The sequence below is a fragment of the Kitasatospora sp. UYEF31 genome, from assembly GCF_057291755.1.
In genome coordinates this window covers 1-14046 of sequence record NZ_JBXAWK010000026.1, presented here as the reverse complement: position 1 = coordinate 14046, position 14046 = coordinate 1, and the positions used below count along the sequence as shown (strand labels likewise).

Sequence of the window (14046 nt, the reverse complement as noted above, 5' to 3'; positions counted from 1 at the left end):
TCGGCGGACTTCGACGGACTTCGACGGACCTCGATGGACCTCCCGGGACTCCCCGGGACTCCCCGCGACTCCCCGCGACTCCCCGGAACTCCCGGTGATCGACAACTGATTCGACTTGGCAAGCTGCGACATACTCGGTATACATACTCAGTATGTCGATCAAGCATGGACTGCTCGCGCTCCTGGAACAGGGGCCGCGCTACGGCTATCAGCTGCGCGCCGAATTCGAGGACCGCACCGGCTCCACCTGGCCGCTGAACGTGGGTCAGGTCTACACGACCCTAGGCCGCCTTGACCGCGACGGGCTGGTCGAGCCCGACGGTGAGGACCCCGAAGGCCACGTCTTCTACAAGATCACCGAGTTGGGCCGGGCGGAACTCTCCGGCTGGTTCAACGCGCCGGTCTCCCGGACCAACCCGCCCCGCGACGAGTTGGCGATCAAACTGGCGATGGCCGTCACGGTGCCCGGTGTGGACGTGTCCGCGGTCGTCCAGACCCAGCGCGCCCACACCCTCAAGGCCCTGCAGGACTACACCCGCCTGAAGGTCCGGACCACGGCGGACGATCTCGCCTGGCAGCTCGTACTCGAAAACCTGGTGTTCCAGGCGGAAGCTGAAGTCCGCTGGCTGGACCACTGCGAAGCCCGACTGGCCCAGCGCGCGGTGCGGGCACCCGTGGCGCAGCCGTTGTTGGGAAAGGCTGACCGGCCGCTGTCACTGCGGACCCGACTGCGTGGAGGCAAGTGATGAATGCCATGAACGTTGTGCTGGAACTCCGGGATCTGAGCCGGACGCACGGCACCGGTGAGACCGCCGTGCAGGCTCTGGACGGTGTGAGTCTTTCCGTACGGCCCGGCGAACTCCTCGCCGTCATGGGCCCGTCCGGCTCGGGCAAGTCCACGCTGCTGATGCTCGCCGGCGGACTGGACAACCCCAGCGGCGGTTCAGTGGTGGTCGAGGGCAGTGTCCTGGGCTCGCTCAACAAGCGGCAGCTCGCGGCACTGCGGCGGCGCAGTATCGGTTACGTCTTCCAGGACCTCAATCTCATCCCGGCGCTGACCGCGGCTGAAAATGTCGCGCTGCCGTTGGAGCTTGACGGCACGTCAGCCAGGAGGGCCCGGGTGGCGGCGCACGCGGCCCTGGAAGAAGTCGGCGTACGGGAACTGGCCGACAGATTTCCTGATGACATGTCAGGCGGCCAGCAGCAACGGGTCGCCATCGCGCGGGCGTTGGTCGGGGACCGACGCCTGGTGCTCGCCGACGAACCGACGGGGGCGCTCGACTCGGCCACCGGCGAGTCGGTGATGCGGGTGCTGAGAGCCCGGTGCGACGCGGGTGCGGCCGGGGTGCTGGTCACCCACGAGGCCCGGCACGCGGCCTGGGCCGACCGCATAGTGTTCCTGCGCGACGGGCGCATGGTCGACGACACGCGTACGGACGAAGCCGAGTCGCTGCTGACCCAGGGCGGGTCCAGGTGAGCCTGTCGAGTTGGCGGGCGGCACTGCGGATCGCCCGCCGGTCGGCGTGGCGGGCCAAGGGCCGCAGCGCGCTGATCATCGCCATGATCATGCTGCCGGTCCTGGGCATGGTGGCGGCCGATGTCACGTACCGCAGCGCGCAGTTGGACCCGGATGAGAAGGTCTCCCGGAAGCTGGGCCGGGCCGACGCGGAGCTGAGTGGTTCCGTCGGCGGTGGGGCGATCCTGCAGAAGCCTGACGGCTCGGATTCGAGGCAGGCCCCGACGAGCACGCAGCCCGCAAACCCGCAAGCGCCGGCTGGTTCGGTATCGCCCGATGCCCCGCCGCTCAACCCGGGGTCGCCCACCGGGGAGCCGCGACCGTCGCTGCCGACCGCCGACGCGCTGAGGTCGGGCGTGCCGGGGGTGGCGGGCGCAGTCGTCGACGAGTCCGCCATGGCCACGGTGAGCACCGCCCATGGCCGCACCCAGGTGATGTTCCGGGAGTTCGAGTACACCGATCCGCTGTCCTCCGGAATCATCCGCCAGCGCAAGGGGCGCGCGCCGGAGACGACCGGTGAGGTCGCGGTGACCACCGCGTTCCTCAAGGACGGTGGCTACCGGATAGGTGACAGCCTCACCGAGCAGGTCACCGGGAAAGCGTTCCGCATCGTCGGTACGGCGGACCTGCCCGACAAGTTGCAGGAAAGGACAGTGCTGGCAAAGCCTGGCGCACTGATCGCCCAGCTGCTGTCGAGGGGTGACATGGCGGTCGCCTCCCACCATCTGTCCCTGCTGGTCAAGACCAAGGCGGCGATCAACTGGCCGATGGTTCTGGAAGCGAACAAGCGCGGCCTGACCGTGACTTCCCGGCAGGTGATGCTGGACCCGCCGCCGGACAGTCAGGTGCCGTACTACCAGTTCAGCCCGGAGGGCCGCCTAGGTCTGCTGATCAACGACAAAATGCTGTCGCTTGCCGTCTTCGCCGTCGGACTCGGGCTCCTGGAGATGGTGCTCCTGGCCGGGCCCGCCTTTGCGGTCGGCGCCCGCCGCCGCCGCCGTGAACTGGGCCTGGTCGGGGTCGTCGGCGGCAGCCGACGGCAGATCGGGTCGATCGTGCTGGCGGACGGCGTGGTGCTCGGCGTGGCCGCCGGAGTCGTCGGAATCGTCTTCGGCACGGTCGCCGCGGTGTTCCTCCGCCCCTGGTTCACCGACCAGGCCGGCAAGGAGATGGGCCGGATCGACCTGCGGCCCACCGAGATGCTCGGCATCGCGCTGGTCGGCCTGTTGGTCGGGGTCCTGGCGGCACTGGTCCCGGCCGTCCTCGCCGCGCGGGAGAGCGTGGTCGCCTCGTTGACGGGCCGTCGGGGAGTCAGGAAGGGATCGCGTGTGATGCCGGTCCTCGGCGCGCTGACCGCCCTGGGCGGTGGAGCGCTGGCCTACTACGGAGCAGTCAGCAAACGGGATCAGAACATCCTGCTGTTCGGCATCATCATCGGCGAACTCGGCCTGGTCGCCTGCTGTCCGGCCCTGGTCGGCATGGCCGGGAGGATCGCCCGGTTCCTGCCGCTCGGCCCGCGCCTCGCCCTGCGGGACGCGGCGCGCAACCGACCCCGTACGGCACCCGCCGTGGCCGCGATCATGGCGGCGGTGGCCGGTGCGACCGCCGCCGCGGTGTTCATGGCCGGGAACGAACAGTCCGACCGGAACAGCTACATGGCCGGTGCCAGGGACGGGCAGGTGTACATCAACCTGGAGCAACCAGGGCCCCCCGGAGGGGGCGCGGCCGCCGTCGGCGAAGCCGCGAGAGTGCGGTCCATCGTCGACCCGCTGCTCCCCGGGGTCGAGGGCCTGGTCCTGCGGGCCGGGGATTCCAACTGCTCTCCGCAGCCGGGAAAACCGTGTGTCGTGCAGTCGGTGGTGTTGCCCAAGTCCCAGCAATGTCCGTTGTGGCAAGGAGAGTCTGCTCAGGGTCCGGGTGCTGTCCAGAAGTTCCAGAACGACCCCCGTTGCGCAGAGCAGAGGTCCAGGGGCGGTAGGTATCCGTCGACCCTGGTCGGCGACGCGCGGACCGTCCAAGCGGTGACTGGCGCCGACGATCCCCGGATCGAGAAGGTCCTGGCCTCCGGCGGGGCGGTCGTCACGGACCCGCTCTACGTGGTGGACGGGATGGTTGAGGTCTCCGTCAGCACGATCGAGTCCCCGGGTTCGGCGCCGGGCGCCGCGTTGCCGGAGAAGTCGAACGAACCGGTGATCACTAAGATCCCGGGAATCGCCGTCGCCGCCCCGTTCCCGGTGTACAGCGCCTTCCTCGGGGAAACCGCGGCCCGCAGGTTCAGAATGGAGACTGCTGAGCGGGGTGTGCTGTACAGCCCGGCGAAGACGCCGTCCGAGGCCGTGGAGCAGAAAATCGCCGCTGCCCTGCCGGACGACTCCCTGCACGTCGAGCGGGGGTTCCAGGGCAAGCCGAACGTCATCCTCCTGATGCTCACGCTGTTCGCCGGGATCATCGCCCTCGGTGCGTCCGGTGTCGCCACCGGGCTGGCGCTGGCCGACTCGCAGCGGGATCTCAACACCCTCGGCGCGGTCGGCGCCCCGCCGACGGTGCGCCGTACGTTCTCGGCCTTCCAGAGCGCGACGGTCGCGCTGCTCGGCACGATCTTGGGCGTGCTGGCCGGAATCGTCACTTCGGTGACCATCAGGTGGGGTCAGCAGGAGACCCTGGCGAACGTGATCGGCAACTACGGCCGTGAAGTGACACCCGTGGTGATCCCGTGGCCCGCCCTCGGCCTGGCCCTGGTGGGCCTGCCGCTCCTCGCCGCGCTCCTCGCCGGTGTACTGACCCGCTCAAAGACGGTCCTTCGCGGCCGTACGGGGTAGGTCGCGCACGTCAGCCGAGAGGGCCGTGTCCAGCACGGTGCTGGACACGGCCCTGCGTCTTCAGTCGGCGCGTGGTCGCCAGGCTTCGCTTCGCCGGAGGGCAATACGGCCTCCAACCCAGATGGTTCCCACCGTCATGGCACCAGTCACGGCGAGCATGGTGAGGATGAGACCCCAGGACAGGTCCGCTCCGTATGTGCCGTAAAGCATGGGCTGAGCTAGCGCGACGTGAGTGAGTACGGCCACAACGCCGGCAATGGCGATGGGTGCGCCGAGTGCCCAGGCCGCCGTATCACGGAACAGGTTGGTCCGGCCGGTGAGCACGGCCAGTGGAGCCAGGCTCTTGCTGAACTGGTGGAACTCCGAGAGAGCGGTGACCAGCATGGAAAACAGCAAGGTCAGGGCCCCGATGGTTGCCAGGAACGGGAGCCAGCGTGCATGGTAACCGTTCACAAACGCGCTGCCGCCGGATTCAGCAAGAGGCAATACATTGGCCTTAACGCTGAGTTGAGTGTGTGCGGCGCGCTTGATCGCGGGGATATCCAATGGCTTTCCGTCTGACGTGAAGACGGTGAGATACAGCGAACCGTTTGGTTCGAGCTTGGCGAGTTGTCCGGTACGTATTTCGGCCGGGATGGGGCCGAATCTGTCGAAACTGATCTTCCGGTACCGGCGGTCCAGATTGTGGTAGTCCACTGAAGCGATCTGACTGGTTGGCGGGCAGGGAAGCCGAAGTGCTTGTAGATCGGGGCATGGTGCTTGGATGAGACGGACCGATGACGGACCGCTGATTGCACTGTCTGCTCGGCCAAAGGAGATCACATGGCTGCCTTGAGGTAGGGCGGCGCGGAATTCTTCGAGTGGGGACCGTCCGTTTGCCTGGATGAGTGCCATAGTCCGGCCTTCAGTAGTCCGGAGTTGTTCCATATCACCGGAGCCCTTTGCCATCCAACTGATGATCAGCTGGGATTGCCCGATCATACCGATGCCGATTACAAGTGCCGCGGTTATGCGAACTACACGACCAGGTTGGGTCGCTGTGGTCCGTGCGGCGATCAGGCGCGCCGGGTCTCCACTTCTTCGCGCATGGAGTACATACCGGGCACTTAGTTTGGAAACGGCCCAGCCGATGAGGGTTATTCAGAAGTCTGTTGAAGGAAGTACAGGCCGATGACCGCGTGGAAGGTTTCGAGGAAGGTCTCCAGGGGGCGGCGATAGTCGGTGTGGAGCACCCTCCATACCTTCAGGTTGGCTATGGCGCGTTCGACCGGGACACGGAGGCGGCTGACCTCGTTGTTGAAGGCCTGGTCGGCGGTGGTGAGTTCGTCACCCTCCGGTTTGCGGCGTGGGGTGAGGTACCCGACACCGATGTAACCCTTGTCCGCGATCACCGTCCCGGCCAGGGCCAACAGTGCCTCGACGGGGGTCTCCCTCAGCGCCCGCATGTCATGGGCGCACCCTTCCACCGGCTCACCAACGTAGAGGACCGCTCCGGTGCGGTCGGTGACGACCTGGACGTTGAACCCGGTGGTCTTGTGTTTCCCCGCCCACAACCGGGGGTGCCCGGCCCAACTCCACACCGGGGCCAACGTGCCGTCCACCAGGGCGATCCCACCTCTGATGTGTTCCGCGGCGTCCGCCGGCGTCGGCACCAGCGCCCGGGTCACCGCGGCGATCGGTCCCGTCAGCGCGGTGACGACACGCGAGACGGTCGCCTGCGCGACACCGTACATATCGGCGATCACCTCCTCGGGGAGGTTTCGCCGTAGATAGATCACCGTGACCTCGACCGCCGCGGACAGGGACCAACGCCCGGGGCCGCCCACGTCCGGACGACCAGGGACGGTCCAGGACTTCGGCCACCCCCGCCACCAGGCTCTCCAGCTCCGTGTCCGACAGTTTCGAGGTAAGCTTGAACCTCAACAGCCCCGCCCCCGTTCGACTCGATCTCAACACTCAAGTCGTAGCAGGTGTGGGGCTGTTGCCGTTGCGGTTCCGCGGATCAAGGACCGGTGTTCGCTGCCTCACCGGAGGCATTCTGAATAACCCTCATTGTCTGATCTTGACTTGAATTGAAGTGCTATGACGTGAGTTTCCGCGTGACCCCGGAGTGCCGTCTTGTGGCGCAGGTCACGTTGGTTCCGGTCGGCGGTGACGGATGCGACCAGGAGTGGGAGTGCGATTCCGACGCCGTCGAAGCGGTCATTTGTCCCTGTGCGGGGTAAGTCATACCTATTGGTGAGGAACCGGGCGTTCCGCTCCTGAGCCTGTTCATGGATCGCAGCTGATCCGGAACCTGACGGGCGGGACGCCTGGGGTGTGCATAAAGATGGGGGCATGGACGTGCCGAGCAACGAAGCACAGGGCGAAGGCCCGCAGGTCATCATCATCGGTCCCGATGGGATGGCTGTGGGCGGTGGACCAGCCGGGGAGACCTCGGTGGCCGACATGGTCGAGCAGCCGGCGAAGGTCATGCGGATTGGCAGCATGATCAAGCAGCTGCTCGAAGAAGTCCGCGCGGCTCCTCTCGACGAGGCCAGCCGGGTCCGGCTCAAGGACATCCACCACCAGTCGGTCAAGGAACTCGAGAAGGGCCTCGCGCCCGAACTCGTCGAGGAGCTGGAGCGCCTGTCGCTTCCGTTCACCGACGATTCGATCCCGAGTGACGCGGAGCTGCGCATCGCGCAGGCGCAGCTCGTCGGCTGGCTTGAAGGACTGTTCCACGGGATACAGACAGCACTGTTCGCCCAGCAGATGGCGGCCCGCGCCCAGTTGGAGACGATGCGCCGGGCGCTGCCGCCCGGCACACAGACGCAGTCCGGCGGTCAGTCGACCTCAGGGCCGTACCTGTAGAGCGCGGACGGTTGGAGTTCCGCCGCGTACTTCCCCGGCATGATGGGGCCGTACGCGGCGGAATTTCGTCTACGGCGAGCCGTGCAGAACAGCTTCAGAACAGAACAGCTTCAGAACAGAACAGCTTCAGAACAGAACAGCTTCAGAACAGCTTCTGTGCAGAACAGCTTCAGAACAGAACAGTTCCGTAAAGAGCAGCGCAGAACAGAACACAAGGGGTGGCGTGGCGAAGTCTCGGAGCAGGTCCGGGTACGGAATCGACACCCTGTCCGAAGGCCGCTACCGCCTGGAGCAGCGTCTCGGCAGCGGCGGCATGGCGATGGTCTACCAGGCGTACGACTCCGCACTGGACCGCGTGGTCGCGGTCAAACTCCTGCGCATCGACCTGGCGATGGACGACATCGCCCGGGAGCGGTTCGCCCGGGAGGCGGCGAGCGTCGCCCCGCTCAACCACCCGTCGATCGTGTCGGTCTACGACACGGGCGAGGACGAGACGCCGTCGGGGCCCGTGCCGTGGATGGTCATGGAGCTGGTCCACGGACACACCCTGCGGGAGCTCCTGGACGAGTCAGGGCCCATGCCGTGGCGGCGCGCACTGGCGGTGACCGCCAGGATCCTGGACGCGCTGGAATACAGCCACGACGCGCAGATCGTGCACCGGGACATCAAGCCGCCGAACGTGATGGTCGCTTCCGACGGCGCGGTCAAGGTCATGGACTTCGGGATCGCCCGCACGCTCGACGACGGCATGCCGTCGATCACCGCGGCGGGCCGGGTCATGGGCACTCCGCACTACTTTTCACCCGAACAGGCGCTCGGGCAGCCGGCGACTCCGTGCAGCGACCTCTACTCAGTCGGCTGTCTGTTGTTCGAGATCCTCACCGGCGCTCCGCCGTTCGACGACGACGATCTGATGAGCGTCGCGCAGCGGCACGTCCGCGAGGAGCCGGTGCGCCCGTCGGCCCGGCAGCGCGGCATTCCCGGGGCGGTGGACGACGTGGTGCTGCACGCGCTGCGCAAGGACCCCCGGCTGCGGTACGGCACGGCCGCGCAGATGCGCGAGGGGGTCGGCCGGATCCTGGCCAGGACTGAGAACGGCGGCCGCGACGAGCTGCTGGCCGCCGGGGGACCCGGAGGGGCGTCGCCGAGCCGGCACCGTTCCGGCGGGCGGGTCCGCAACCGCGGGCTGCCGGCCCAGACCCGGCACCGGGCCGCCGGACGGGCGGCGCCGAAGACCGGTCGGGCGGTGTTCAAGAGCGGCCGAACGGTGTTGAAGACCGGACGCGGTCGGCAGACTTCCCGCTTTGGTGCGACCGGTCAGTTGACGCTCGCCGCGGTGGGTGCGTGTGTGACCGTGGTCGCACTTCTGTTCCTGCTGCTGCACTGAAAGTTACGGCGTCGCACCCGGTATCCGGCCGGTTCGCTCCGACATGCTTACGGATATCTGTACTGCACAGGTCGGGTGATGGTGCGTCCGGTAATCTTGCGGACGACTTCGAGCCGTCGGACACCGGTCCCCTGTCGCCGATCGGCCGGTCGGCCTGCTTGACGCCCTGGGTGCCACGTGCGAAGACTCGAAGGCACACCAACACACACGAATGCCCGGCCGCGCCCGTCGGTGGGCGTGAGGGGGCGGTCCGATGCGCGACGGTGCTGTGCTCCCGGGACACGTCCTGAGACCACGCGACGGCCGGAGCGCGGGGAACCGCCCCGGTGATCACTGCGTCACACTGAAGGCCGACGGTTCCGGTTTCCAGCCGAAGGTCCGGGGGCAGCTCCCGGGCGGACACAACGGACCCTCAGCCCGTGCCTTTGCGGGCACACTGTCGTTGGGCAGACGTGTTCCTCGGCGTGGCCGCTCATGCGCTCGTACCACCGCTGCACTGCCCGACCGCGTCATGCGCACCACGTACGCCGTACGCACGGCCCTGTTCCCCGGGTGCCCGCGCACTGTCGGCGTCCTGGCGTTCACGGTGTCCCGTTTTTCCCCATGGAGCCCGGCGCTGCCACTGCTGAGACCCGCGGTGAACTCCGCGGAAGCGGGCAGGCGTCGGAACTGCGGGTGGAAAAGAACAGCGCGGCCGTTTCCGTACGGCCCGCCCCGATCACGTTGGCGAGGGACTGAGGAGTGATGGCTGAGCAGCCACGCCAGGACGAGCGAGAAGACGGTTCTGCGGCCCACACCGTCGGTGAAGGGCGCTATGAACTGGGCGGACGGCTCGGCCGCGGTGGGATGGCCGAGGTGTTCATGGCCCGCGACGTCCGGCTCGGCCGGACCGTCGCGGTCAAGACACTGCGCGCAGACCTCGCGCAGGACCCCGTCGCCCGCTCCCGGTTCAGCCGCGAGGCGCAGAACGCGGCTTCCCTGAACCACCCCGCCATCGTGTCGGTCTACGACACCGGCGAGGACCTCGTCAACGGCGAACTGCTGCCCTTCATCGTCATGGAGTGCGTCCACGGCCGGACCATCCGCGAAGTGCTCAACGAGAGCGAAGACGCGATACCGCTGGAGCAGGCGCTGCACATCACTGAAGGTGTGCTCGAAGCGCTGGAGTACAGCCACCGCAGCGGCATCATCCACCGGGACATCAAACCGGCCAACGTGATCATCACGGACGCCGGCGCGGTCAAGGTGATGGACTTCGGCATCGCCCGCGCCCTGCACAGCGCGGCCACCACGATGACCGCCACCGGCATGGTCATGGGCACCCCGCAGTACCTCTCCCCGGAGCAGGCGCTCGGCCGCACCGTGGACACCCGCAGCGACCTGTACTCAACCGGCTGCATGCTCTACGAACTGCTCGCCCTGCGTCCGCCGTTCAACGGCGACACGCCGCTGTCGGTCGTCTACCAGCACGTCCAGGACGAGCCGCGCCCACCGTCGTCGATCGACGCCCGGGTGCCGGTGAACCTGGACGCCATCGCACTGAAGGCGCTGGCCAAGGACCCGGACCACCGCTACCAGAGCGCCGACGAAATGCGGATGGACATCCGGCGGGCGATGCACGGCCAGCAGGTCGCGGCGGCGTTCGGTGGCACGGCCACCCGCGGGCCGGCCCAGTCGCCGCGTACCGGCACCGGCAACCACGTCCCCGCCTGGGCGCCCGCCGCCGCCGCGGCGAGCACGGGCACGTCCGCGACCAGTCCGGGGCAGCAGCCGTACAAAACCGGTGCGACCGAGGCGATCCCGCGGCAGTCGCCGTCGCAGCGCAGGGGCACGCCGATAGACGGTTCGCCGATCCTGCCGACCCGGCACGACGACTCCCGGGCGAACATCGCCGCCGTCCCGCTGCCGCGCAGGCAGCAGGACGACCGGGACCACCAGCGCAAGGGCGCGCCGTTCTACGCGCTAGTCGCGCTGGGCGTGATCCTGGTCGTCGTCGGTGCGTGGTTCATCGCGCAGGCGATGAGCGACAAGGGGAACGACAAGACGGATAAGAAAATCCCGACAGGTGTAGTGAACTCGGCTCCCGTCGGGACACCGGGCGCGCAGGGTGGTGGCCCGGCTCCGTGGGGCGGCAGCAGCGGGGAAATCGTCCCGCCGGTTACCAACACGAAGAAATCCCCAGGCCAGACAACCACTCCGAGCCCGGGGTCCACCGCCCACAACGACACGACCGCCGGGCAGACCGGTGCGCCGCCGGTGAGCAACAAGCCGTCGAACCCCCCGTCGACGGCGACTGGCACCAAGGGCAGCACGACCGGCAGTACCAGCGGCACGACTACGCCCCCGGCCAGTCCGCCGGTCACCCAGCCGGTCACGCCACCGGCCTCCCCGCCCGTCGAGCCCAAAGAGTCGCCCCCGGACAAGCCGTAACACCCCGATCCGCACCGAACGGCCCTCCGGCACACAGTCCCGGAGGGCCGTTCCGCGTCTCACTCCAGAAAAGCGCCAAGCACCGTGTCGTACGCCTCGGTCCACCACACCAACAGGGCGTCGCGCAGCAGGAACTTCCGGCCGCAGTGCGGACTCCGCACGAAGTAGTGCCGCTCCAGCATCCAGAGGTCGTTGAGCCGCTCCCACCACAACCGGTGCACCGCGGCGGCCAGCTGCGCCCGGCCCGGGTCGAGGACCGCGCGGTAGCCCTGGACGTACGCCCGGACCTTGGTCAGATCGAGGGTCCCGGTGCCGCCGTCGGTGAAGAACAGCAACCCGGCGCGGACTACCTCCTCGGCGTCGGGGAGGGTGCCGAGCCGGTCCCAGTCCAGGACAGCGACCGGGTCCGCGTCCTGGTAGAGGACGTTCAGCGGGTGGAAGTCCCCGTGGACATAGCCGACGTGCGGGGCTTCGTGGTCGGGTGGCCGCCGGTGCCGGTGCCGGAGCAACAGCGCCTTTCGCGCGGTCAGGCGCTGCTCGGCGCGGTCGTCGAAGTCATGTCGTACGGGTAGAGCCCGCACATGGCCGAGCAGCCGGTCGGCGTTGGCCAGGGCCGCGTGCGCTTCGGTGGCGGGCAGCAGGAGCGGCTGTTGCACTGGCGGCAGCAGCCGGCTGAGGGTGCCGTGCAGGTCGGCGAGGAGTGCGCCCAGACGGACGCAGTCCTGGACCTCGAAGCCGGTGCCGGAGCGGTGGCGACCCTCGACCCACGGGTACAACGCGAACTGCCGTCCCCGTACGGTCACGGTCGTTTGTCCCGACCTGTCCCGGCAGGGCGCCGTCACCGGCAGTCCGTGCCCGGCCAGGCGTTCGGTCACCCGGTGCTGGAAGGTGATGGCCGCCGGGTCCTGGTCGAGGTAGTGCTTGAGGAACCAGCGCCCCTGGGTCGTGCGGACCTCGTAGCCGCGGTTGAGCAGCCCGGTCACCACCGGGCGGAATCCGGTTCCGGCACCTACCCGCGCATAGCGGCGCAGCAGTGCGGCCAGCGGTGAGTCCGGCCTGACTGCCCCAGGCGGTGTGAGCACTCCGTAACTTTATGCTTACCTGACGTGGATTTTTCGATCACCAGCCGGTCATGTCACGTACTGATCGGGATCACGCCGTACAGGATCACATCCGGCGGGATCACGGTGAAATGTCGAACAGCTTCTCGATGACTTGCGCGACGCCGTCCTCGTTGTTGCTCCCGGTATGCGTCGCGACCGCCGCCAGGACCTCCGGGTGGGCGTTCGCCACCGCGTAGGCCTGCCCGGCCCAGGCCAGCATCGGCAGGTCGTTGGGCATGTCGCCGAACGCCACCACCTCGGCGGCGGAGATCCCGCGCTGCTCGCAGAAGAGGGCCAGCGTCGTCGCCTTGCTGACGCCCAGCGCGCTGATCTCCAGGAGTGCCGCCACCTTGCTGGAGTGGGTGATCTCCACCAGGCCGCCGATCAGCGGCCGGACTTCACTCAGGAAGGTGTCGGGGTCGGACGTCGGGTGCCGGACGAGCAGTTTGACCGCAGGACCGGTCAGCAACTCCTCCACCGGGGCCACTTGGTGGTGCGGGGTGAGGTCGTTCTCCCACGCGGGGTAACCCGGCTCGTGGGCGAACGAATCGCCGGTCTCCACCGCGAACGCGACGCCCGGACAACCGGCCCGCAGCAGCCGTACGACCTGGAGCGCCACCGCGACCTCCATCGGCCGGGTGGAGATGACCTCTTCGCGGCGCATGTCGTACACGACCGCACCGTTGGCGCAGATGGCCAGGCCGTGGTTTCCGGCGGCGGTGGCGACCTGGTCCATCCAACGGACCGGGCGGCCGGTCACGAAGACCACGGTGGCGCCTGCCGCCTCCACCGCTTCGAGCGCGTTGACCGTACGGTCGGAAATGGTCCTGTCGTCCCGCACGAGAGTCCCGTCCAGGTCGGTGGCCACCAGGCGGGGTGCTGTGTTCGTCGTCACGTGGCCATCTTCGCCGACTGCCCGGTCGGCGCACAGGCAGCCCCCCGGCTAGTGTCGACAGATGCGTATCGGCATTGTGATTCTCCCGGTGTACCGCTGGCAGCAGGCCGCCCAGGAGTGGCGGGGCGCGGAGGAAGCCGGGTTCGACTCGGCCTGGACCTACGACCACCTCTCGTGGCGGGCTGAGTTCCGCGAGGGGCCGTGGTTCGGCGCGGTTCCGACGCTGACCGCGGCGGCCGCCGTCACCTCGCGGATGCGGCTTGGAACCCTGGTCACCAACCCGAATTTCCGCGAACCGGTGACCCTCGCGAAGGACGTGATGTCGATCGACGACATCTCCGGCGGGCGGCTGACTCTGGGCATCGGCGCGGGTGGCGACGGCTTCGACTCGACGGTGCTCGGCCAGGAGCAGTGGACCCCGAAGGAGCGCGCGGCCCGGTTCGGTGAATTCGTCCCGCTGCTCGATCGGCTGCTGACGTCGGACGCGACCACGTACGAAGGCCGTTTCTATTCGGCGTTCGAGGCCCGGATGATCCCCGGCTGTGTGCAGCGGCCCCGGTTGCCGTTCGCCGTCGCGGCGAACGGCCCGCGCGGGATGCGGCTCGCGGCGGCCTACGGGCAGCAGTGGGTGACGACGGGGGACCCCAAGCGGTTGGCGACTCCGGAGGACGCGCTCGCTGCCGTCCGGGGCCAGCAGGAACGGCTGGACAAGGCCTGTACGGACGCGGGGCGCGACCCGGCCACGCTCGGCCGGATCCTGCTCACCGGCTTCCTCCCCGAACGCCCGCTCGAATCGGTGGACGCCTTCGTGGACCTGTGCGGGCGCTACGCGGAGGCGGGGATCGGGGAACTGGTGGTGCACCGGCCGATCCCGGAGACTCAGTTCGCCGCAGATGAGGCTGCGTTCCAGCGGATCATCAGCGAAGGGTTGGCACAGGTGCGGGCGCTCTAGTGCAGCGCGTCGGAAGTCCTTTGCCGGTCGCACCGGCTGCCTTGATCACTCTTGGTAGTCGGCGAGGTGGATGAGGGCGGCCGTCTCGAAG

At 68.3% G+C, this 14046-nt stretch carries 11 protein-coding genes; 7 read left to right on the top strand and 4 right to left on the bottom strand.

What is annotated here, in order from left to right; translation table 11 throughout:
* Positions 1 to 152: 152 nt before the first annotated feature.
* The 3 genes from AC0Z36_RS15215 to AC0Z36_RS15205 are packed head-to-tail and all read left to right on the top strand — an operon-like array spanning position 153 to position 4335.
* The gene (locus tag AC0Z36_RS15215; RefSeq protein ID WP_485463402.1) at positions 153 to 746 is read left to right on the top strand and encodes a PadR family transcriptional regulator; all 594 of its coding nucleotides are present in this window, start codon (positions 153 to 155) and stop codon (positions 744 to 746) included.
* Positions 746 to 1477 carry an ABC transporter ATP-binding protein gene (locus AC0Z36_RS15210; RefSeq protein ID WP_485463401.1) on the top strand — a complete coding sequence of 244 codons (732 nt, stop codon included), beginning with the start codon at positions 746 to 748 and terminating at the stop codon, positions 1475 to 1477. The genes AC0Z36_RS15215 and AC0Z36_RS15210 overlap by 1 nt, the downstream gene beginning before the upstream one ends.
* Complete coding sequence (locus AC0Z36_RS15205) at positions 1474 to 4335, top strand: FtsX-like permease family protein (RefSeq protein ID WP_485463400.1); 2862 nt, start codon at positions 1474 to 1476, stop codon at positions 4333 to 4335. The genes AC0Z36_RS15210 and AC0Z36_RS15205 overlap by 4 nt, the downstream gene beginning before the upstream one ends.
* Before the next feature lie 60 nt (positions 4336 to 4395).
* Here AC0Z36_RS15205 and AC0Z36_RS15200 read toward each other — a convergent pair whose 3' ends face one another.
* Complete coding sequence (locus AC0Z36_RS15200; RefSeq protein WP_485463399.1) at positions 4396 to 5031, bottom strand: hypothetical protein; 636 nt, start codon at positions 5029 to 5031, stop codon at positions 4396 to 4398.
* A 440-nt stretch (positions 5032 to 5471) separates the two neighbouring features.
* Positions 5472 to 6161 carry a transposase family protein gene (locus AC0Z36_RS15195; protein ID WP_485463398.1) on the bottom strand — a complete coding sequence of 230 codons (690 nt, stop codon included), beginning with the start codon at positions 6159 to 6161 and terminating at the stop codon, positions 5472 to 5474.
* Between the two features lie 511 nt (positions 6162 to 6672).
* Here AC0Z36_RS15195 and AC0Z36_RS15190 point away from each other — a divergent pair.
* From AC0Z36_RS15190 to AC0Z36_RS15180, 3 genes are all read left to right on the top strand, one after another.
* Positions 6673 to 7188, top strand: coding sequence for a bacterial proteasome activator family protein (locus tag AC0Z36_RS15190; RefSeq protein WP_485463397.1), 516 nt, complete (start codon positions 6673 to 6675; stop codon positions 7186 to 7188).
* Between the two features lie 223 nt (positions 7189 to 7411).
* Positions 7412 to 8575, top strand: a complete 1164-nt coding sequence (locus tag AC0Z36_RS15185; protein WP_485463396.1) for a protein kinase domain-containing protein — start codon at positions 7412 to 7414, stop codon at positions 8573 to 8575.
* Between the two features lie 744 nt (positions 8576 to 9319).
* Positions 9320 to 11005 (top strand): protein kinase domain-containing protein, encoded by a 1686-nt coding sequence (locus tag AC0Z36_RS15180; RefSeq protein ID WP_485463395.1) that lies wholly within the window; start codon positions 9320 to 9322, stop codon positions 11003 to 11005.
* A gap of 59 nt (positions 11006 to 11064) precedes the next feature.
* Here the strand turns inward: AC0Z36_RS15180 and AC0Z36_RS15175 are convergent, their stop codons facing one another.
* Together AC0Z36_RS15175 and AC0Z36_RS15170 are read right to left on the bottom strand one after the other, a co-directional pair.
* Positions 11065 to 12087: a phosphotransferase gene (locus tag AC0Z36_RS15175; RefSeq protein WP_485463394.1), complete on the bottom strand. Its 1023-nt coding sequence runs from the start codon at positions 12085 to 12087 to the stop codon at positions 11065 to 11067.
* A gap of 100 nt (positions 12088 to 12187) precedes the next feature.
* Positions 12188 to 13003 (bottom strand): HAD family hydrolase, encoded by an 816-nt coding sequence (locus AC0Z36_RS15170; RefSeq protein WP_485463393.1) that lies wholly within the window; start codon positions 13001 to 13003, stop codon positions 12188 to 12190.
* A gap of 61 nt (positions 13004 to 13064) precedes the next feature.
* Between AC0Z36_RS15170 and AC0Z36_RS15165 the strand changes: the two genes are divergently transcribed.
* On the top strand, positions 13065 to 13955 hold the full coding sequence (locus AC0Z36_RS15165) for an LLM class flavin-dependent oxidoreductase (RefSeq protein ID WP_485463392.1): 891 nt from the start codon (positions 13065 to 13067) through the stop codon (positions 13953 to 13955).
* Positions 13956 to 14046: the final 91 nt, after the last annotated feature.